At 46.1% G+C, this 19203-nt stretch carries 26 protein-coding genes and 1 riboswitch; of the genes, 16 read left to right on the forward strand and 10 right to left on the reverse strand.

Annotation, left to right across the window (positions count from 1 at the left end; genetic code table 11):
* Positions 1-28 precede the first annotated feature (28 nt).
* The 9 genes from tenA (at position 29) to cotO (ending at position 6927) form a co-directional block, all read left to right on the forward strand.
* Positions 29-739, forward strand: a complete 711-nt coding sequence (gene tenA, locus ACQXR1_RS17420) for a thiaminase II (RefSeq protein WP_103031884.1) — start codon at positions 29-31, stop codon at positions 737-739.
* Entirely contained in the window at positions 714-1331 is a 618-nt protein-coding gene (gene tenI, locus ACQXR1_RS17425; protein WP_430772570.1) for a thiazole tautomerase TenI, read from the forward strand. The genes tenA and tenI overlap by 26 nt, the downstream gene beginning before the upstream one ends.
* Positions 1315-2424 carry a glycine oxidase ThiO gene (thiO, locus tag ACQXR1_RS17430; RefSeq protein ID WP_243571969.1) on the forward strand — a complete coding sequence of 370 codons (1110 nt, stop codon included), beginning with the start codon at positions 1315-1317 and terminating at the stop codon, positions 2422-2424. The genes tenI and thiO overlap by 17 nt, the downstream gene beginning before the upstream one ends.
* Complete coding sequence (thiS, locus tag ACQXR1_RS17435; RefSeq protein ID WP_083252840.1) at positions 2424-2624, forward strand: sulfur carrier protein ThiS; 201 nt, start codon at positions 2424-2426, stop codon at positions 2622-2624. Before thiO ends, thiS begins: the two co-directional genes overlap by 1 nt.
* On the forward strand, positions 2621-3391 hold the full coding sequence (thiG, locus tag ACQXR1_RS17440) for a thiazole synthase (RefSeq protein WP_014663548.1): 771 nt from the start codon (positions 2621-2623) through the stop codon (positions 3389-3391). Before thiS ends, thiG begins: the two co-directional genes overlap by 4 nt.
* Positions 3388-4398: a thiazole biosynthesis adenylyltransferase ThiF gene (gene thiF, locus ACQXR1_RS17445; protein WP_430772571.1), complete on the forward strand. Its 1011-nt coding sequence runs from the start codon at positions 3388-3390 to the stop codon at positions 4396-4398. The genes thiG and thiF overlap by 4 nt, the downstream gene beginning before the upstream one ends.
* 18 nt (positions 4399-4416) lie before the next feature.
* On the forward strand, positions 4417-5232 hold the full coding sequence (gene thiD, locus ACQXR1_RS17450; protein WP_430772572.1) for a bifunctional hydroxymethylpyrimidine kinase/phosphomethylpyrimidine kinase: 816 nt from the start codon (positions 4417-4419) through the stop codon (positions 5230-5232).
* A gap of 134 nt (positions 5233-5366) precedes the next feature.
* Positions 5367-6143, forward strand: coding sequence for an enoyl-ACP reductase FabI (gene fabI / locus ACQXR1_RS17455; RefSeq protein ID WP_003232896.1), 777 nt, complete (start codon positions 5367-5369; stop codon positions 6141-6143).
* Positions 6144-6243: 100 nt separating this feature from the next.
* Positions 6244-6927 carry a spore coat protein CotO gene (gene cotO / locus ACQXR1_RS17460; RefSeq protein ID WP_083252817.1) on the forward strand — a complete coding sequence of 228 codons (684 nt, stop codon included), beginning with the start codon at positions 6244-6246 and terminating at the stop codon, positions 6925-6927.
* Between the two features lie 97 nt (positions 6928-7024).
* Here the strand turns inward: cotO and cotZ are convergent, their stop codons facing one another.
* From cotZ to cotV, 5 genes are all read right to left on the reverse strand, one after another.
* Positions 7025-7474, reverse strand: a complete 450-nt coding sequence (gene cotZ, locus ACQXR1_RS17465; protein ID WP_014663552.1) for a spore coat protein CotZ — start codon at positions 7472-7474, stop codon at positions 7025-7027.
* 127 nt (positions 7475-7601) lie between these two features.
* Positions 7602-8090: a spore coat protein CotY gene (gene cotY, locus ACQXR1_RS17470; RefSeq protein WP_014479465.1), complete on the reverse strand. Its 489-nt coding sequence runs from the start codon at positions 8088-8090 to the stop codon at positions 7602-7604.
* A gap of 151 nt (positions 8091-8241) precedes the next feature.
* Positions 8242-8751: a spore coat protein CotX gene (gene cotX / locus ACQXR1_RS17475; RefSeq protein ID WP_095432611.1), complete on the reverse strand. Its 510-nt coding sequence runs from the start codon at positions 8749-8751 to the stop codon at positions 8242-8244.
* A gap of 94 nt (positions 8752-8845) precedes the next feature.
* A complete protein-coding gene (gene cotW, locus ACQXR1_RS17480) occupies positions 8846-9169 on the reverse strand; it encodes a spore coat protein CotW (protein ID WP_095432610.1) in 324 nt (107 codons plus the stop codon).
* A gap of 41 nt (positions 9170-9210) precedes the next feature.
* On the reverse strand, positions 9211-9597 hold the full coding sequence (cotV, locus tag ACQXR1_RS17485; RefSeq protein ID WP_095432609.1) for a spore coat protein CotV: 387 nt from the start codon (positions 9595-9597) through the stop codon (positions 9211-9213).
* A gap of 159 nt (positions 9598-9756) precedes the next feature.
* Here cotV and yjcA point away from each other — a divergent pair, with 159 nt between their 5' ends.
* The 4 genes from yjcA (at position 9757) to spoVIF (ending at position 11237) form a co-directional block, all read left to right on the forward strand.
* On the forward strand, positions 9757-10113 hold the full coding sequence (gene yjcA, locus ACQXR1_RS17490) for a sporulation protein YjcA (RefSeq protein WP_014663557.1): 357 nt from the start codon (positions 9757-9759) through the stop codon (positions 10111-10113).
* A gap of 280 nt (positions 10114-10393) precedes the next feature.
* On the forward strand, positions 10394-10600 hold the full coding sequence (locus tag ACQXR1_RS17495; protein ID WP_227098387.1) for a hypothetical protein: 207 nt from the start codon (positions 10394-10396) through the stop codon (positions 10598-10600).
* An 81-nt stretch (positions 10601-10681) separates the two neighbouring features.
* Positions 10682-10837 (forward strand): YjcZ family sporulation protein, encoded by a 156-nt coding sequence (locus tag ACQXR1_RS17500; RefSeq protein WP_040083431.1) that lies wholly within the window; start codon positions 10682-10684, stop codon positions 10835-10837.
* Between the two features lie 145 nt (positions 10838-10982).
* Positions 10983-11237 (forward strand): sporulation-specific transcription regulator SopVIF, encoded by a 255-nt coding sequence (gene spoVIF / locus ACQXR1_RS17505; protein WP_014479471.1) that lies wholly within the window; start codon positions 10983-10985, stop codon positions 11235-11237.
* 73 nt (positions 11238-11310) lie between these two features.
* Here spoVIF and ACQXR1_RS17510 read toward each other — a convergent pair whose 3' ends face one another.
* Positions 11311-13590, reverse strand: coding sequence for an ATP-dependent helicase (locus ACQXR1_RS17510; protein ID WP_014663561.1), 2280 nt, complete (start codon positions 13588-13590; stop codon positions 11311-11313).
* A gap of 116 nt (positions 13591-13706) precedes the next feature.
* On the opposite strand from ACQXR1_RS17510, the gene ACQXR1_RS17515 reads away from it, so the two are divergent.
* Positions 13707-13961 (forward strand): hypothetical protein, encoded by a 255-nt coding sequence (locus ACQXR1_RS17515; protein WP_040083429.1) that lies wholly within the window; start codon positions 13707-13709, stop codon positions 13959-13961.
* A gap of 72 nt (positions 13962-14033) precedes the next feature.
* Here ACQXR1_RS17515 and ACQXR1_RS17520 read toward each other — a convergent pair whose 3' ends face one another.
* Genes ACQXR1_RS17520 through ACQXR1_RS17530 form a run of 3 tightly spaced genes read right to left on the reverse strand, consistent with a single transcriptional unit; the run spans position 14034 to position 15734 of the window.
* On the reverse strand, positions 14034-14456 hold the full coding sequence (locus ACQXR1_RS17520) for a GNAT family N-acetyltransferase (RefSeq protein WP_069838988.1): 423 nt from the start codon (positions 14454-14456) through the stop codon (positions 14034-14036).
* A 3-nt stretch (positions 14457-14459) separates the two neighbouring features.
* Positions 14460-14975 (reverse strand): YjcG family protein, encoded by a 516-nt coding sequence (locus tag ACQXR1_RS17525; RefSeq protein WP_014663564.1) that lies wholly within the window; start codon positions 14973-14975, stop codon positions 14460-14462.
* A gap of 36 nt (positions 14976-15011) precedes the next feature.
* Positions 15012-15734 (reverse strand): esterase family protein, encoded by a 723-nt coding sequence (locus ACQXR1_RS17530; protein WP_040083426.1) that lies wholly within the window; start codon positions 15732-15734, stop codon positions 15012-15014.
* Between the two features lie 167 nt (positions 15735-15901).
* Positions 15902-16022, forward strand: a riboswitch (SAM riboswitch).
* A 67-nt stretch (positions 16023-16089) separates the two neighbouring features.
* Here ACQXR1_RS17530 and metI point away from each other — a divergent pair.
* Positions 16090-17211: a cystathionine gamma-synthase/O-acetylhomoserine thiolyase gene (gene metI / locus ACQXR1_RS17535; RefSeq protein WP_040083807.1), complete on the forward strand. Its 1122-nt coding sequence runs from the start codon at positions 16090-16092 to the stop codon at positions 17209-17211.
* Positions 17204-18376 (forward strand): cystathionine beta-lyase, encoded by a 1173-nt coding sequence (gene metC, locus ACQXR1_RS17540; RefSeq protein WP_134975735.1) that lies wholly within the window; start codon positions 17204-17206, stop codon positions 18374-18376. Before metI ends, metC begins: the two co-directional genes overlap by 8 nt.
* 225 nt (positions 18377-18601) lie before the next feature.
* On the opposite strand, the gene ACQXR1_RS17545 is transcribed toward metC, so the two are convergent.
* Positions 18602-19147: a GNAT family N-acetyltransferase gene (locus tag ACQXR1_RS17545; protein ID WP_227098391.1), complete on the reverse strand. Its 546-nt coding sequence runs from the start codon at positions 19145-19147 to the stop codon at positions 18602-18604.
* Positions 19148-19203 lie beyond the last annotated feature (56 nt).

Below are 19203 nucleotides of genomic sequence, written 5' to 3' on the forward strand. Positions count from 1 at the left end.
TTTTTTATTTTCAGAGGGGGAATGATTTGTGAAGTTTTCAGAAGAATGCCGCAGCGCAGCCGCAGAATGGTGGGAAGGGAGCTTTGTCCATCCGTTCGTTCAAGGAATCGGTGACGGAACGCTTCCGATTGACCGTTTTAAATACTATGTGCTTCAGGATTCCTATTACTTAACGCATTTTGCAAAGGTGCAGTCATTTGGCGCTGCTTATGCGAAGGACCTTTATACAACGGGGCGGATGGCAAGCCATGCCCAAGGTACATATGAGGCGGAAATGGCGCTTCATCGCGAGTTTGCCGAGCTGTTGGAAATCAGCGAGGAAGAGCGTAAGGCGTTTAAGCCGTCTCCTACGGCGTACTCTTATACATCCCATATGTATCGTTCGGTTTTGAGCGGGAATTTCGCAGAAATCTTAGCGGCCCTGCTGCCATGCTACTGGCTTTATTACGAGGTTGGTGAGAAATTGCTGCATTGCGATCCAGGGCATCCGATTTATCAAAAGTGGATTGGGACGTACGGCGGTGACTGGTTTAGACAACAGGTTGAGGAGCAAATCAACCGCTTTGATGAGCTGGCGGAAAACAGCACGGAGGAAGTGCGTGCCAAGATGAAAGAGAATTTTGTCATCTCCAGCTTCTATGAATATCAATTTTGGGGAATGGCCTATCGAAAAGAAGGCTGGTCTGACAGCGCCATAAAAGAGGTGGAGGAATGTGGAGCTTCACGCCATAACGGATGACAGCAAGCCAGTAGAAGAGCTAGCGAGAATCATCATTACGATTCAGAATGAAGTTGATTTTATTCACATTCGGGAACGCTCAAAATCGGCGGCGGATATTTTGAAACTGCTCGAGCTTATTTTTGAAGGCGGTATAGATAAACGAAAACTGGTGATGAACGGGCGCGTGGATATTGCACTTTTTTCTACCATTCATCGCGTACAGCTGCCAAGCACCAGCTTTTCACCGAAGCAGGTCAGAGCCAGGTTTCCACACCTTCATATCGGGAGGTCGGTGCATTCACTGGAGGAAGTGGTTCAAGCAGAAAAGGAAGACGCCGACTACGTGCTATTCGGCCATGTGTTTGAAACGGATTGCAAAAAGGGCCTTGAAGGCAGAGGAGTGTCTTTGCTGTCAGATATCAAACAGCGGATTTCCATCCCGGTTATAGCCATCGGGGGGATGACACCGGAAAGGTTAAAAGACGTAAAACAAGCAGGGGCAGACGGCATCGCTGTCATGTCAGGAATTTTCTCTTCCGCTGAGCCCTTGGAAGCAGCCAGACGATATTCCCGCAAGCTAAAGGAGATGCGCTATGAAAAGGCATTATGATGCAGTGGTGATTGGAGGCGGAATTATCGGTTCCGCGATTGCTTATCATTTGGCAAAGGAAAACAAAAGCACCGCATTATTTGAAAGCGGAACAGTGGGCGGCAGAACGACAAGTGCCGCTGCCGGAATGCTGGGCGCCCATGCCGAATGCGAGGAACGTGACGCATTTTTTGATTTCGCTATGCACAGCCAGCGTCTGTACAAAGGTCTGGAAGAAGAGCTTTATGCATTATCCGGTGTGGACATCAGGCAGCATAACGGCGGTATGTTTAAGCTTGCATTTTCTGAAGAAGATGTGCTGCGGCTGAGACAGATGGACGATTTGGACTCTGTCAGCTGGTATACAAAAGAAGAGGTTTTAGAAAAAGAGCTGCATGCGTCTGGTGACATCTTGGGTGCATCTTTTATTCAGGATGATGTGCATGTTGAGCCTTATTACGTTTGCAAGGCATATGCGAAAGCAGCGAAAGCGCTTGGGGCGGAGATTTTTGAGCATACGCCCGTCCTGCATGTCGAACGTGACGGTGAAGCTCTGTCCATCAAGACCCCGAGCGGAGATGTATGGGCTAATCATGTTGTCGTTGCCAGCGGGGTGTGGAGCGGGATGTTTTTTAAACAGCTCGGGCTGAACAACACATTTTTTCCTGTAAAAGGGGAGTGCCTGTCCGTTTGGAATGATGATATCCCGCTGACAAAAACGCTTTATCATGACCATTGCTATATCGTACCGAGAAAAAGCGGCAGACTGGTTGTCGGCGCGACAATGAAGCCTGGGGACTGGAGTGAAACACCTGATCTTGGCGGATTGGAGTCGGTTATGAAAAAAGCGAAAACGATGCTGCCGGCTATACAAAATATGAAGGTGGATCGTTTTTGGGCGGGACTCCGGCCGGGAACAAAGGATGGAAAACCGTACATCGGCAGACATCCTGAGGACAGCCGTATTTTATTTGCGGCGGGCCATTTCAGAAATGGGATCCTGCTTGCTCCTGCAACTGGCGCTTTGATCAGTGATCTCATCATGAATAAAGAGGTCAACCAAGACTGGCTGCACGCATTCCGAATTGATCGCAAGGAGGCGGTTCAGATATGATGCTACAGCTGAACGGTAAAGACGTGAAGTGGGAAAAAGACGCAGGTACAATACAAGACCTGCTGGCGTCTTATCAGCTCGAAAATAAAATCGTTATCGTGGAAAGAAATAAAGAAATAATCGGGAAAGAACACTATCCCGAGGTTGAGCTTTGTGATCGCGATGTCATTGAAATTGTCCATTTTGTAGGAGGCGGATGAGCATGTTAACAATTGGCGGAAAAACATTTCAATCAAGATTGCTGCTGGGCACGGGGAAATACCCATCGTTTGAAACTCAAAAGGAAGCAGTAGCTGTTTCCGAGTCTGATATTTTAACCTTTGCTGTGCGGAGAATGAACATCTTTGAAGCATCTCAGCCGAATTTTTTGGAACAGCTTGATTTATCCAAATATACGCTTCTGCCGAATACAGCGGGCGCCAGCACTGCTGAAGAAGCGGTTCGGATTGCAAGGCTGGCGAAAGCGTCAGGCCTTTGTGACATGATTAAAGTTGAAGTCATCGGATGCAGCCGTTCCTTGCTGCCTGACCCTGTTGAGACATTGAAAGCGTCTGAACAGCTTCTTGAAGAGGGCTTTATTGTGCTCCCGTACACGTCGGATGACGTTGTGCTGGCGAGAAAGCTGGAGGAGCTTGGCGTTCATGCCATCATGCCGGGTGCATCTCCGATTGGATCGGGACAAGGAATCTTAAATCCTTTGAATCTGTCATTTATTATTGAACAGGCGAAAGTGCCTGTCATCGTGGATGCGGGGATCGGATCGCCTAAAGATGCGGCATATGCAATGGAGCTTGGAGCGGATGGCGTGCTTCTCAATACGGCTGTATCAGGCGCAAACGATCCTGTGAAAATGGCTCGCGCCATGAAGCTCGCGGTGGAAGCAGGACGCCTTTCTTATGAGGCGGGCCGAATCCCGCTTAAGCAATACGGAACGGCAAGCAGTCCGGGAGAAGGTCTTCCTGTATGACGGACAGGTATTCCAGGCAGGAGCTGTTTGCTCCGATCGGCCCATCCGGCCAGAAAAAATTGAAGAAAGCGCGCGCCGTGATTATCGGCGCCGGCGCACTCGGAACAGCAAGTGCAGAAATGCTGGTGAGGGCGGGAGTCGGCTCTGTGAAAATTGCCGACAGAGATTATGTGGAATGGAGCAACCTCCAGCGCCAGCAGCTTTATACAGAAGATGACGTCAAAAAAGAAATGCCGAAAGCAGCCGCTGCGGAGCATCGTCTCCGTTCGATTAACAGCGATGTCGATGTGACTGGCCTTGTCATGGATGTGACAGCGGAAAATGTCTTCGAGCTGATTAAGGACGCCTCCATTATTGTGGATGCGGCTGATAATTTTGAAACCCGCCTGATCGTAAATGATGCTGCGGTAAAAGAAGGGATTCCTTTTCTTTACGGTGCCTGTGTAGGGAGCTACGGCCTCACCTTTACCGTGGTGCCGGGATCTACCCCTTGCCTGCATTGCTTGCTCGATACACTTCCGATTGGCGGAGCAACGTGTGACACAGCCGGCATCATCAGTCCGGCAGTTTTGCAGGTAGCAGTCTTTCAGGTAACAGATGCGCTGAAGCTGCTGACGGGAGAAGAGTGCGAGCCGGTGCTGCGCTCCTTTGACTTGTGGAAAAACGAGCGGTCAGAAGTGAGTGCGGCGAGTCTCAAACATGACGAATGCCCAAGCTGCGGCACAAGGGATTTTCCGTTTTTGTCATATGAAAACCAAACAAAAGCGGCTGTATTGTGCGGCAGGAACACGGTCCAGATCAGATCATCCATTACAAAAGAAGCGGATCTTGAAGTGCTTGCCGGTCAGCTGAGACAGGCCGGGCTTGAAGTAGCCTCGAACCCGTATTTGATTTCCTGCCGCTCGGATGATATGAAAATGGTGCTGTTCCGGGACGGCAGAGCTTTGATCCATGGAACGAATGATATTGCCCGGGCAAAATCCATTTATCATAAATGGATCGGGTAATAAAAGGAGTGTAGTGTAATGAGTATATATAAAGCATTAACAATAGCCGGATCCGATTCAGGCGGAGGCGCAGGGATACAGGCAGATATTAAAACCTTTCAAGAGCTTGATGTATTCGGAATGTCTGCGATTACGGCGGTCACCGCTCAAAATACGCTTGGTGTCCATGGGGTGCATCCGCTGACTGTAGAGGCGCTGAGACAGCAAATTGATGCTGTTGCTGAGGATTTAAGACCGGACGCAATCAAAACGGGAATGCTCTGGAATGCCGACATGATTGAAGAAGTGGCGAGAAAAATTGACGAGTACGGATTCAATCGTGTAATTGTTGATCCGGTTATGATTGCAAAGGGCGGTGCATCCTTGCTGCATGATGAATCAGTTGCCACCTTAAAGGAATTGCTCATTCCAAGAAGCTACGCGATTACGCCGAATGTCCCGGAAGCAGAAACGCTGACAGGAATGACAATCAGCTCGCTGGATGACCGGAAAAAAGCAGCGGAGCAGCTCGTCAAGATGGGTGCGGAGCATGTCATTATCAAAGGCGGGCATCAGCCTGAGGATCATCACATTACTGACCTTCTTTTTGATGGCAGCATGTTTATGCAAATCACCCATCCTTATATTGATACGAAGCATACGCACGGCACGGGCTGCACCTTTGCTGCGGCTCTAACGGCCCAAACGGCTAAAGGAGACAGCATCCATCAGGCATTTGAGGTTGCGGCCAACTTTGTCCGCGAAGCGGTGGAAAATACGCTCGGCATCGGATCGGGACACGGGCCGACAAACCATTTCGCTTTTAAACGAAACAGCTTAAAAACAAGCCGATGAGATCACCAGCTGATGGTGATCTCTTTTGCTTTGCTGCGGTATGCGCTTTTCATCTGGACAAGGTTATGATATGATAGGAATTAAGATCAGGTACTAATACTATGTCTTTATTAAATATAGGAGGCTTTATACATATGAATTTTTCACTTGAAGGCCGCAACATTGTTGTAATGGGAGTAGCCAACAAACGCAGTATCGCGTGGGGCATTGCGCGCTCCTTGCATGAAGCGGGTGCACGTTTGATTTTCACATATGCAGGCGAACGCTTGGAGAAATCTGTTCATGAGCTTGCCGGAACGTTAGACCGCAACGATTCCATCATCCTTCCTTGCGATGTAACAAACGACGCAGAAATCGAAACTTGCTTCGCAAGCATTAAGGAGCAGGTCGGTGTAATCCACGGTATCGCGCATTGTATCGCGTTTGCCAACAAAGAAGAGCTTGTCGGCGAATACTTAAACACAAATCGTGATGGCTTCCTTTTGGCTCATAACATCAGCTCATATTCTCTGACTGCTGTTGTTAAAGCGGCACGTCCGATGATGACTGAAGGCGGAAGCATTGTCACTTTGACGTACCTGGGCGGAGAGCTTGTGATGCCAAACTACAACGTCATGGGTGTAGCGAAAGCTTCTCTTGATGCAAGTGTGAAATACTTAGCTGCTGACTTAGGAAAAGAAAATATCCGGGTTAACAGCATTTCTGCCGGTCCGATCAGAACATTATCTGCTAAAGGCATCAGCGATTTCAACTCCATTTTAAAAGATATCGAAGAGCGTGCGCCGCTTCGCCGCACGACAACACCTGAAGAAGTGGGCGATACAGCTGCGTTCTTATTCAGCGATATGTCCCGCGGGATTACAGGTGAAAATCTTCACGTTGATTCAGGTTTCCATATCACTGCCCGCTAAGCAGGATCTATATCAAGCAATCCCGAATAGGGATTGCTTTTTTATTTCTTCTGATTTTCAGCTTTCTGTCATATAGATAGAATATGACACAATCGGAGGGATGAAGATGTCTAATAAGAAAAGAAACGCGGATAAAAAACCGCTCATGTATATTGTTCAGCCGGATTATGCAGAAACCACAAGGTCATCCATGCAGGAGATTGTCATCAAAAGAAAGGCCGACAAACCCGCTCCTCCAAAAGCTGAGGAAAAGCCGGCTTACCATGAGAAGCAGCAGGAGGAAGCCGTGGCACAGGATGTCCTGCAAGCAGACCAAAAGCCTGAAGCCGAACCAGTGAGTCAGTATACACAAGAGGTGAGGGAGCCAGAGAACATAAAGAACCAGCCGGAGGAGAAAGCAGAGCCGCAGGCCGTAGAAGAACCCGTCGAACACGAGCCCCCGAAAGCAGAAAAAAAGGAAGAGCCTGCACTTGAGGCCCGGAAGCCTGAGAAAGAACCGGAAGCTGTCCATAGTGCTGATAAAGCGGAGGAAAAAGCACCGCCGGCACGAAAAGTGAAAAAACCGATGAGCAAGATGACGATTCACGAAAAAATTGACTTTTTAACAAAGCTGCCTCATAACATGCCGAGAGCGCTTTGTCTGATTGAAGCCAATGGAAGAACGTACAGAGGCGTAATTGTCGGAAGAAGAAATGATTCCGTCCTGCTTCGAACAACCGGAAACGGAGCCCCGACCGAGCTGGCAATCGATGAAATCACCTCTTTGCACCCGCTCGGTTTTTAATGAAAATGAAAAGAAAAAAGCTGCCCGGCTGATGTTCCCGGGCAGCTTTTTTACATAGAGAAAAGCCTGCAGGCCTGCAAGCTTTTCCAGCTTATGATTAATGATGATGATGTGTACGATTGATTAATCGAGGATTTAAGCAGTTGACTGCGCAGAAGCAGTCTAAGTCTACTTCAATACAGTAGTTCGTTTTTTCAAGTCTGAACACTTCACAAACCGTATCTTTATCGGTGAAGTCCAAAATGTGTTTGTGTTCGTCAAATGCGATTAATAATGACAGAGTTGCGCAGCTGTCATGAACTTTTTCTACTCTGAAAAATACTGTATTAAAGCAAGGGCCGTTATCGAGTTCGCCGACATTTCCGAAAGCGACCAAAGGATTTGATTTTGATGTAAATAGTACGAAAGGCACTGTATCGCCTAGCGAATGGGTTGGTGACAAAAGCTTTGAATGGCAGCTTGTCGGGCAATCCTCTTCAACAGCGTTTTGCAGTTCTTCAATATTTTCTATTGCTTCACGCACGCAGCATGATGTTTTCTGGCTCATATTATCCCTCCTGCCTTATAAATTTGAGACTGGCGAAATGATGGAGAGTCAGCTGCCTCACGCTGGAAGCAGCTGAATGATTTACACCCGTAATAGAGTTTGGAAGGGGATTCCTCTTTACAAGTGTTTATCCATTGTGATGATGCTTTTTATCCTTATGAGGCGAAGTTCTGTCAACTAACTCTGGCGACAGGCACTGAATGGCACAGAAGCATCCAAGATCCACTTCAATGCAGAAATCTGTTTTTTCAAGCCCGAAGAAATCCGGGTCGCAAGGGTGGCAAACACTTAAGGTATCGCCTTTGACATCGACCGGGCGTAGAATCGACAGGGTTGCACAGCAATCACATAATTTTTCAACGCGGAAGAAAATGGACTCAAAGCATTGCATATCATCCACAAATCCCCCCACGTTTCCGAATGTGGAGAACAATCCGCCTTTTTTATCAAACAAGAGAAACGGAATTGTGTCTTTACCTGCAATTGTCGGATTCAAAAGGTTTGTATAGCAGCCAGTCGGACACTGTTCCTCAACTGCCTCCTGCTCTGCTAAAATCTTTTCCACTGCATCGCATACACAGTTCTCATGCCGGCCATGGGTTTTTCCGCAGCTCATTGATTTCAGCTCCTTCTTTATAGGGTATTTGACTTTAGTCCTTAACAACATATGTACCCGTGCCCCACTTGGTGTGGGTGAACGTCTATATATTCATCATATGCTTGGAAAATAAGAAAAAGCAGAGCGTTTTTGGCTCTGCTTTTAGGTCCTAGAGGACAAGAGTGATAACTAGGATGGCTACGAGGGTATTTGTTGCTGTAGAGATAAGGGTTGCGATATCAGCATCTACTGTTGTGACGTTTACGCCGCGGGAGCATTCGATGAGAAGTTTTTGGCGGTTTACTTGTTTGTTAGCTGTAAGCTGTAACAAATCTTGTGCGACTAATTCGGCAATTACGCCGTCTGCAATGGATGTCAGAGTAGCCGTTACGACTGCGGCATTAAGTGCTGTTACAACTGATGTTACGGCTTGAACGTCTGTAGATGAAACGTTGATGTCACAAGAATCTCTAATAATAATTGTCTCATCTGAGACTTGTTTGTTGAGATTTGCCTGCGCTAGATCTTGGTCGATAAAGGCGTTGTCATTGCCAAACCCATTGTTATTGCAGCAAATATCACAATTGCATTTTCTTTCTTCTTTTTCTTTCTCTTTGTGCTCTAACGGATGGTCACAGTCAGGATCAAGTGCAACCCAAGAGTATGGTCTGCTTTCCATATCTATTCCTCCTTTTCTTTTACTGTTATTAAATGAGCGAGCCTCTTACTTTGACTGAGGCATATATCCTGATGAAGTTCCCTATTTTTTATGATTAATTTGAATTGTTATTGTTTTGCCGTCTTTGTCTGAGCTGTTCAATGAGCTGCTCTCTGCGGCTTAGCGGTTTTTCGTTCTTTTGCTCTTGCATGGCTGCTTCTTCTTTTTTCTTCTTTTGGTTTTCTATTAGCGCTTGTGATTTAGCTTGTAAGTCTTTTACAAGATTCAAGAGCATTTCTTTTTCTTCGTCTGATACTTTTTTCATTTTGTCTTTCGTCACACCATGTTTAGAAAATATATTTTGGACCAGCAATTTCGTCATTGGATCAACTTCTGGAAGCTTCGCAAGCTCTTCTTTTAATTTGTCATTATCTGACATTTGTTTTCACCTCGTCTTATAAGTTTGTGAAAAAGAAAGGGTTAAAGGACGTCTAGTTCACTGAGAATGCTATTTAACACCTGAAGCAAGATTTGTACAAAGGTTATTATCTCGTCAGCAGACAAAGTGATTTTGATATTTCGGCTGTTGATAATTTTAATGATGGTTCTTTTTTTAATTTGTGAGCTATCGAGAATAAGAATCTCACTTGCCACTGCGTCAGCCAAATCCTCGTCGGCGATAATGAGCTGAGTCGCCACGATAATCATGGTTGTCACAAAGGCTTGTATAGAAAGGGCAGATGTTATATGTGACGTATCTATTGTGATATTTTCGCAATCAATCACTTCGATCTGCTGCTCGAATTCGCTTGACAATTGCTCAAATATTGCAGGGTGCAGGGATTCGATTTTTTCTTCAAATGACATAACCTTCACTCCTTTCTTATCCATACTCTATATAATGCAAATGGGGTGCAGAGCGGAATAATAAAAATAACCAATTTTCCGCCGGACAAGATACAATTCATGAAGAATAGGGTTTTGGCATATATGTGAAGGGATTATGATTGGCAAAGGAGTGAACGAGTGGTTATTAATGGGCTGACAATTGTTCTTCTATCGCTTGCGGTCTTTCGGCTCGCCCGCCTGCTGGTGTTTGACACGATTATGGCGCCGCTTCGCAGTCTGTTTCATGAAGAGAAGGAGGAAAAGGATGCGGACGGGAACATTGAAACTTATATCGTGATTAAAGGAACTGGTCTCAGGGCGTTTATAGGGGAATTGCTGAGCTGCTATTGGTGCACAGGCGTATGGTGCGCCGGCTTTTTGATTTTATGCCAGGCGTTGATCCCGCAAGCAGCGCAGTGGCTGATTTTACTTTTGGCGATCGCGGGCCTTGCCGGCATCATAGAAACGCTTGTATCAAAATGGCTGCAGGAATGAGGCATTCCCACCAGCAACTTTCCGTCAGGATACGCATAAAGTAGCATATATGACATAAGGAAAGGAAGGGAGCAAAAATGAATCAATATAATAAACCTTCCCAAAAATCTCCATATACAGATTCATCGTATCAATCAAAAAAGATAAAAAAGAAGGGCTGCGGGTGCGGAAATAAAAAGAAAAAGCCTCAATAGCCTGGCAAAGAAACCGGAGAACTCCGGTTTTTTGTTTTTTAACAGGGCGGCCGCAACCGGCATATATCATAAGCGGGGGGATCAAAGTGAATGAGTTTGAAAAATGGATAGAAGGAAGGTATGAACCGCACGAACAAAAGCAAAAAGAGCATGAAGACACGATGGGCCGCATCAGAAAAGACTTGGATGCATTTGATAAAGCAGGTTTGGAATTTGAAGATGAGATTGAAGCGCTGGCTGAAAAAACGGAGGCCTTACTTAAAAAACATCAAGCTCAATATGATCAATCGTAAATCCGCAAACGCCCTATGCGAATATCCAAGCCAATCCAAGCAGCTCACATAGTGTATAGAGAGTAAAGGAGGTGCTTATCTATGGGCTTTGGATACGGATTCGGTGGTGGCTGCTGCGGCGGCTACGGTGGCTATGCAGGCGGTTACGGAGGCGGCTACGGCTACGGTTCAACATTTGTTCTTTTAGTCGTATTGTTCATCCTTCTTATCATCGTAGGTGCATCTTATTTCTGCTAAAACTTTAGAGGGAAGTGCGGGAATGTCCCGCGCTTCCTTACACTATGCCAACAAAACATAATGTCAGAAAATCAACTTTAAATAGGCACACTACTCATTGGGTGTTCATACAATACTGTATTACTCCGCCAAAAGGAGGCGCATTATGGATAATCAATTTTTTAAGAATATCGAAAAGAAAACAGGTGTGAAGATGCAGGATGTAATGAATCTTGCCGGATCACTCCAAAACGCTAATTTTAAAGATGAAAATACAGTGCGCAGTGTCATTAACCGCGTAGCGCAGCTGGCAAACAGACGCGTGCCAAAAGAATTAGAAGATAAAATTGTAGAATCTATTACAAGCGGAAAAGAAAAGCTTGATTTTGGCACGATTTCTAAAATGATGGATAATAAATAAGCAGATGGCCTGGCTGATTCACTGCAGCAGGCCTTTTTTTACGGTAAAAACCCGGCAGTAATCTGCCGGGCTGTTAATGATGCAAGGGCTGTCTTGCTTTTTGTAGAAGGGGATACAAAAATCTTGAGCGGTTGGCTGTTTTGCCGCGCCTGTTGGCGGGGCAAGACAAATATAAATGCTGTTTCGCCCGGGTCATCGCTACATATAAAAGGCGTCTTTCTTCCTCAAGAGCGGCCTCGTCTCCTTTTCTTGCCGTTTCTAATGAGAAATCGTGCGGAATTGAGCCGTCTACAGTGCCTAACACGTAGACTGTTTTGAATTCAAGGCCTTTTGAACGGTGAATGGTCATCAGCTGAACGCCATGTTCATCCGTTCTGTTTTTCTCAGCGGCCCTCATATGATCCACGTGGGCAAGAAAGTCAGGAATCGTTTTGAACTTCTTGGCGACGACCTTGATATCACGCAGGTCATCGGAGCCTTTTTCTAGCTTGTTGCCCTCATTGCCCCGTTTTTTTAGATACTCGGAGAAGCCCATCTTTCCTTCTGCAAAGGTGATGGCTTCTACAGGCTTCATCGTGCGCAGGCTTGCGAAAAACGGTACGATTTTCTTGATTTTGTCAAGCTGAAACGGCTTCAGATCAGGCAGTTTGGCCAGCGCTTGAATCATCGAGCAGTCTTCGGTAATCGAGAGCGCCTTCAGCGTATTCAAAGCGGACTGCTTTAAAAACAAGGCGGGAAGCAAGTGCTTAATCGCTTCAGTGTCATCCTCATTTTGGCTTGCATACAAGTAGGCGAGAATCTGACGGACGATCCGTCTGCTATAAAACGATTGGACGCCGCGGTCAGCTGTATACGGAATTGACGATTGATGAAGCCTTTCATAGATAGCGCGGCCCCCGCTGTTTGTGCGGTAAAGAACCGCAAAGTCTTCTGGACTGGCGCCGTTTTGAATTTTTTCTTTGATATCGGAAACGACCATTGTGGCTTCTTCCTCTTCGTCGTAAGGATAAAAAAGCACAGGGACCTGAATGTCGTCTCGGGCCGCTTCAAGCGTTTTGGCATACCTGTTTTTGTTCTTTTTCACGACGATGTCAGCACTAGAGACGATCGGATGCGTAGATCTGTAGTTCGCAGTTAAATAGATCGTCTTCGCTCCGGGATAATCCTTTTGGAAATCAAGAATGAAAGACGGATTGCTGCCGCGAAACGCGTAGATGGACTGGTCATCGTCTCCGACACAGCACAGGTTTTGCTCCGGGCTGGCGAGCATTTGCATGATTTTGTATTGAACCGGATTAATGTCCTGAAACTCATCAATTAAGATATACGTAAACCGAGCTTGATATTGTTCCAGAAGGTCAGGCCGCTCGACAAACAATTCATAGCAGGCTGAAGCCATGTCATCAAAATCAAATTGGCTATGTTCTTTTTTCTGGCGTTCATAATGTTCATATAAACGATAAACTTGTTTTTCCCACTCATCTTTTAGAGGGATGCGTTCATTTGGGACATAAGTGTTTTTCCAAAAACCGATCTGCTGCAGGGCTTGGTCAACTGGGAACTCTTTCTCATCGATGCCCTCTTCATAGAGTGCTTTTTTGATATATTGTTCCCGCTGCCACTCCATTTTCAGCAGATGCTCACCGTTCCATTTAGCAGAATCATAGTGATACAAGATTTTATAAAACAGACTGTGGAATGTTCCTGTGACTAGTCTTCTGACTTTTGCCTGCTGTAATCCGTACTGGTTCGCCATACGCTCTTTCATTTCAGCGACAGCTTTTGTTGTAAAGGTGACAAGCAGCATGTTTTCCGGCGATATGCCTAAGTGTTCGATCATGTGGGCGGCACGGGCTGTCAGCACCCGTGTTTTTCCGCTCCCCGCACCTGCAAGCACAAGCAGCGGGCCTTCTGTTTCCGTGACAGCTTTCAGCTGATCCGTGTTTAAACCGACAGACGGAAAAAGGCTCGTATCGGGTTCTATTGTTTTTGGCACAAATGGTGTTCCTGGTTTAATGCTTCTTGGACGGTGCCATTCCGTGACAGCTGGAGACGGCTCAGCGGCGATCGCTTTTCCCTTGGGCAAACGAATGACACCAGATTCCTGATCATCTTCTTTTTTTTCCTCTTTGGCGGGCTTCGGAGCACACGCCTCCTCACATGCCGGGAAATCGCCTGGCTGGCGATGGATAAACTCTGGCGGATCGGCGATGTTAAGCCGTAACAAAACGGGCTTTTCGCAATGAGAACAAAATAAATGTCCTTTTATTCCTTCTTCAAAGAGGAATTGATAATGTTCTCTCGAATATGTATGTAAATGTATAATTCGATCATTCAGTCGGGCGCATTTCAAAAAGGGGTCCTCCCAATCAAAAGGTGTTCATTACAGACAATGACTATCATATCAAAAGAAATGTGTTTCAAAAAGTAAGTTTAAGGGAAAAGAGACAGCAGAGGGGTGGGTATTGTATGATATATGCAGGTCACATTCAAAACCAGCAATACGCTCAATATGCTAATAGAACGATTGGACATAAGCAGGATTATGCCGGAACCGAAAAAATCAGCTATGTCCCGTTTCAGCGGGTATACAAAGAACTGGAAAAACAGCAGGAGAATCAAACGGCTGCTGAAAGAAAAGTAAACGAGGCAAAACGTAAGCGCTCTCTTTATAAGAGATTGAGAGAAAAAGGAATGGGCACATATATTAATCGATATGTATAAAAAACCGTTCATACGAGAGAACGGTTTTTTTATATGCGGAAAAATCCGGATCTTAATAGACCCGGATGCTGTTTAGTCTTTCATCATTTGTAAGTGGGGAATGCCGGCATCAAGGAATTCTTTTTCAGAAAGCACGCGATACCCGTGTTTCTTGTAAAACGGCACAGCCTGTGTTTGCGCGTTTAAAATGAAACCGGAAGCGCCGCCGTCTGAAGCGGCTTTTTCGAGCGCCTTCATAATGATACCGCCGACACCGGCTGAGCGGTGGCTTTTCAATACGCAAATGCGCTCTAACTTGCCGTAGCCGTCCTTCATACGCCATCTTCCGGCGCCGACAGGCTTTTCGCCGTCATACACGACGATATGCTCCGACTCATTTTCAAGTTCGTCAATTTCTTCTTCAGCAGGCACGTTTTGTTCTTTGACAAAAACTTCTTCTCTTACATAAAAAGCATCTTTCAGTTGTTCTTCATTTTTTGCGATCACTGCTTCCAAACATTATTCTCCTCTGCCTAACAAGAAGGTTTCGTAAACTGTCCACGATCCGTTTTCCAGCTGGTAAAGCAAGTGGAATCGGTCAACAATTTCTTCATGCGACACTTCCTGCATTTTTAATTGTCCCAGCACATCTGAATGCTCATCGTCGGAAAGATTTTGGCCGACCGTCACATGCGGAACGAAATTATATTCCTGTTCGCCGGCCAACACACCGGTGTAAAGCTTTTCATTGAGTGTTTTTAACTCTTCCGTCGGCTCTGCTTTAATATAAATGACATTATTGACAGGCGCAAATGAGCTGTATTTTGTCAATTTGAGAACGACTGGGTGGGACTCTTTTGCGATGTTTCTCAAATGCGATACGAGCTGATCCGCTTTCTCCTCCGCACATTCAAACGATGCTCTCAGCGTCAAATGTGGCGGGATCAGAGAGTAGCTTGGGTCATAGCGCTTTCTGTAAGAGTTTGCAAGGTCTTGGAGCTTTTTTGATGGAAATAAAACGATTCCGTATTTCATATTCTGTCCCTCCTGGAAATAAAGTATGATAGAGTGTTAAAGCATTTTTTTCAGCGCCGGGGTGATGAGCGGCTGCCAGTATGTCCATTTGTGGTCTCCGTCAAATGGCTCAAAATCATAATCGGAAAGCTTCTTCTCCAGCAGCTGTTTCAGCTCCTGATTCGGTTCTGTAAAGTCCAGAATGTTCCCGTCTGTCGTGTGGACGTCAGTTTCTTTTGTTCCGATTTGGTGATAAATAGAGAGGTGTTTGATATCGTCAGACTGTTTCACGGCTTCTAGTACATGTTTGTCAACATAGGGAGACTGCATGATGATGTTGCCAAACATATTCGGATAATCAAGCGCTGTCATAAGTGACACGGTTGCTCCGAGCGAATCACCGATCAGCGTTCGGCCGTAACCGACCTGATAGGTTGGATACTCATCATCTGCAAAAGGAACGAGCTCATGGGCGATGAACCGTTTATACGCCGAAAATTTTGAACCTTCCGGATGGTAGGTGTTTCTGCGCTCTTTTACATCCTTATAAGGAACACCAATAATAATGCTCCGGTCTATTTCGCGTTTCGACAGCAATTCCTCGACCTGTCTGCCGATTCTCCCCAGCCTGAAATAATCGTGGCCGTCCTGCGCGATAATGACATGGTATTTATAAAGCGGGGAGTAGTTGGACGGCAGATAAACAAGTAAGGTCATTTCCTCATTAAGCTCTTTTGAAAAGAATTTCTTTTCTTGCACTGTGCCGTTTTTCGGTGCCATAAAAACATTCCTCCAGGACATCACTATACTTTCTTGCATTTTCAATTATTGTACCATGAATTATTAGAAATTTCTCTCTTTAAACGGTTCGGCACACGAAGAAAAAAGTGTTGAAATAAACTGTGAATTGCGCTAATATAAAACAATCAGAAAATTGAAATCGATATTTCTTATCGTGAGAGGTGGAGGGACTGGCCCTTAGAAACCTCAGCAACCGGCTTGTTTTGCATGTGCAAAGCGCCAAGGTGCTAAATCCAGCAAGCGTTTTTTATGCTTGGAAGATAAGAAGAAGCGTTAAACCCCTTCTTCTTATGAAGAAGGGGTTTTTATTTTGAAAAGGGAAGGTGTCAGCTATATGTCACAGCACGTTGAAACGAAATTAGCCCAAATTGGGAACCGAAGCGACGAAGTCACGGGGACAGTGAGTGCTCCTATTTATTTATCAACAGCATACCGCCACAGAGGGATCGGAGAATCAACCGGATTTGATTATGTCCGCACAAAAAATCCGACACGCCAGCTTGTTGAGGACGCGATCGCTAACTTAGAAAACGGTGCGAGAGGGCTTGCCTTCAGTTCGGGAATGGCTGCTATCCAAACGATTATGGCGCTGTTTAAAAGCGGAGATGAACTGATCGTTTCATCGGACTTATATGGCGGCACGTACCGTCTGTTTGAAAATGAATGGAAAAAATACGGATTGACCTTTCATTATGATGATTTTAGCGATGAGGACTGTTTACGCTCTAAGATAACGCCGAATACAAAAGCCGTGTTTGTGGAAACACCGACAAATCCGCTCATGCAGGAGGCGGACATTGAACGTATTGCCCGGATTACAAAGGAGCACGGTCTTCTGCTGATCGTAGATAATACATTTTATACACCGGTCTTGCAGCGTCCGCTTGAGCTGGGGGCGGACATTGTCATTCACAGCGCAACAAAGTATTTAGGCGGGCATAACGATCTGCTTGCAGGACTTGTCGTGGTAAAGGATGAGCAGCTCGGAGAGGAAATGTTTCAGCATCAAAATGCGATCGGCGCCGTCCTGCCGCCATTTGATTCGTGGCTTTTGATGAGGGGAATGAAGACGCTGAGCCTAAGAATGCGCCAGCATCAGGCAAACGCGCAGGAGCTTGCGGCGTTTTTGGAAGAGCAGGAAGAAATTTCAGATGTGCTGTATCCCGGAAAAGGCGGCATGCTGTCCTTCCGTCTGCAAAAAGAAGAGTGGGTCAACCCATTTTTAAAAGCGCTGAAGACCATTTGTTTTGCAGAAAGCCTCGGCGGGGTGGAAAGCTTCATTACATACCCTGCGACCCAGACGCACATGGATATTCCTGAAGAGATCCGTATCGCAAACGGGGTCTGCAATCGGTTGCTGCGCTTTTCTGTCGGAATCGAACATGCGGAAGATTTAAAAGAGGACCTAAAACAGGCATTATCTCAGGTCAAAGAGGGAGCTGTTTCATTTGAGTAATCACAATTGGACGCTGGAAACCCAGCTCGTGCACAATCCATTTAAAACAGACGGCGCAACCGGGGCGGTCAGTGTGCCGATTCAGCACGCCTCGACCTTTCATCAATCTTCATTTGAAGAATTCGGCGCATTTGATTACAGCCGCTCTGGCACGCCGACAAGAACAGCTCTTGAAGAAACAATTGCCGCACTGGAAGGCGGAACAAGGGGATTTGCTTTCAGCTCAGGCATGGCTGCCATCTCAACAGCGTTTTTACTGCTGTCACAGGGTGATCACGTTCTTGTGACAGAAGATGTATACGGCGGAACCTTCCGTATGGTGACAGAGGTGCTGACTCGGTTTGGCATTGAGCATACGTTTGTCGACATGACGGATCGTAATGAAGTGGCGCGGAATATCAAGCCGAACACAAAGGTCATTTATATGGAGACACCATCAAATCCGACACTTGGAATTACGGATATTAAAGCAGTTGTTCAGCTTGCAAAAGAAAACGGCTGCCTGACCTTTCTAGACAATACATTTATGACGCCGGCTCTGCAGCGTCCGCTTGATCTCGGCGTGGATATTGTACTACACAGCGCGACAAAGTTCTTAAGCGGACACAGCGATGTGCTCTCAGGTTTGGCTGCTGTCAAGGATGAAGAGCTTGGGAAGCAACTATATAAGCTGCAAAACGCGTTCGGCGCCGTCCTTGGCGTTCAGGATTGCTGGCTTGTCCTGCGCGGATTAAAAACATTACAGGTTCGTTTAGAGAAAGCGAGCCAAACAGCCCAGCGGCTTGCGGAATTTTTCCAGAAGCATCCGGCGGTCAAGCGCGTGTATTATCCGGGACTGTCTGATCATCCCGGCGCTGAAACCCATAAAAGCCAGTCGAAGGGAGCGGGCGCAGTGCTATCTTTTGAGCTTGAAAGCAAAGAGGCCGTTAAGAAATTAGTCGAGAATGTGTCACTTCCGGTCTTCGCTGTCAGCCTTGGCGCAGTGGAATCGATTTTGTCCTATCCGGCAACGATGTCTCACGCGGCAATGCCTAAGGAAGAGCGTGAAAAACGCGGCATCACTGATGGCCTGCTCCGTCTTAGTGTGGGAGTCGAACATGCAGACGATTTAGAGCGCGATTTCGAACAAGCGCTGAAAGAAATTGCACCAGTTGCGGTTCGTTAAAAAGAAGCCGGTGGCCCGGCTTCTCAGATTGTAGACAAAGTCCTAAAACAGTTTCTGTTTTAGGATTTTGTCATCTTTTCTGCGTGATTGAAAACCTTTGAAGCTTAGAAGGACGAGCATTGGAGCGGAGCGAATGTTATAATTCGTGAGCACTAACGCGCAGGACTGACAACGAATGCGAGGGTTCGTCGACACGCTGAGAAGCCGGGGATGGCCCGGCTTCTTTTATTGTTCATCATCAGGATTCAAAACCGCGAGGACTTGATGATCCTCCCAAACGCCATTAATTTTTACGTTTTTTCGGGCGATGCCTTCTTTATGAAATCCCGCTTTTTCTAAAACACGCATGGACCCGAGATTACGGGGCATCACACCGGCTTCAATCCGATGAAGTCTCAATTCGCGGAACGCATAATCAACAACCAATCTGACTGCCTCTGTCATAATTCCCTTTCCATTATGGGCTTTGTCTAAAAAATACCCGATGAACGCAGTTTGCAGCGATCCGCGGATGATTTGAAAGAGCGAAACCGTCCCGATTAATCTATCGTCTGACGCTGTAAAGATGCCAAAATGATATTCTTCATCTTTCTCAAGTCTTTGCTGATACTCGGTTATTCGTTTTCTTTGCCCCTCAACCGTATAATAATCGTCTGCGCGTATCATAGAAAACTGTTCGAAGAAATCTCGATTTTCACTTTGCAGCCGCAGATTTTCTTCGGCATCCTTTCCTTCTAAAGGCCTTACATAAATGGTTTTTCCTTTTAGCATACAGTGATCTCTCCGTTCTCATGTCAGATTCCTCTTACATTATTCTCAGGGAAATG

This window comes from Bacillus sp. ATD, assembly GCF_050585765.1.
Lineage (GTDB): Bacteria > Bacillota > Bacilli > Bacillales > Bacillaceae > Bacillus > Bacillus stercoris.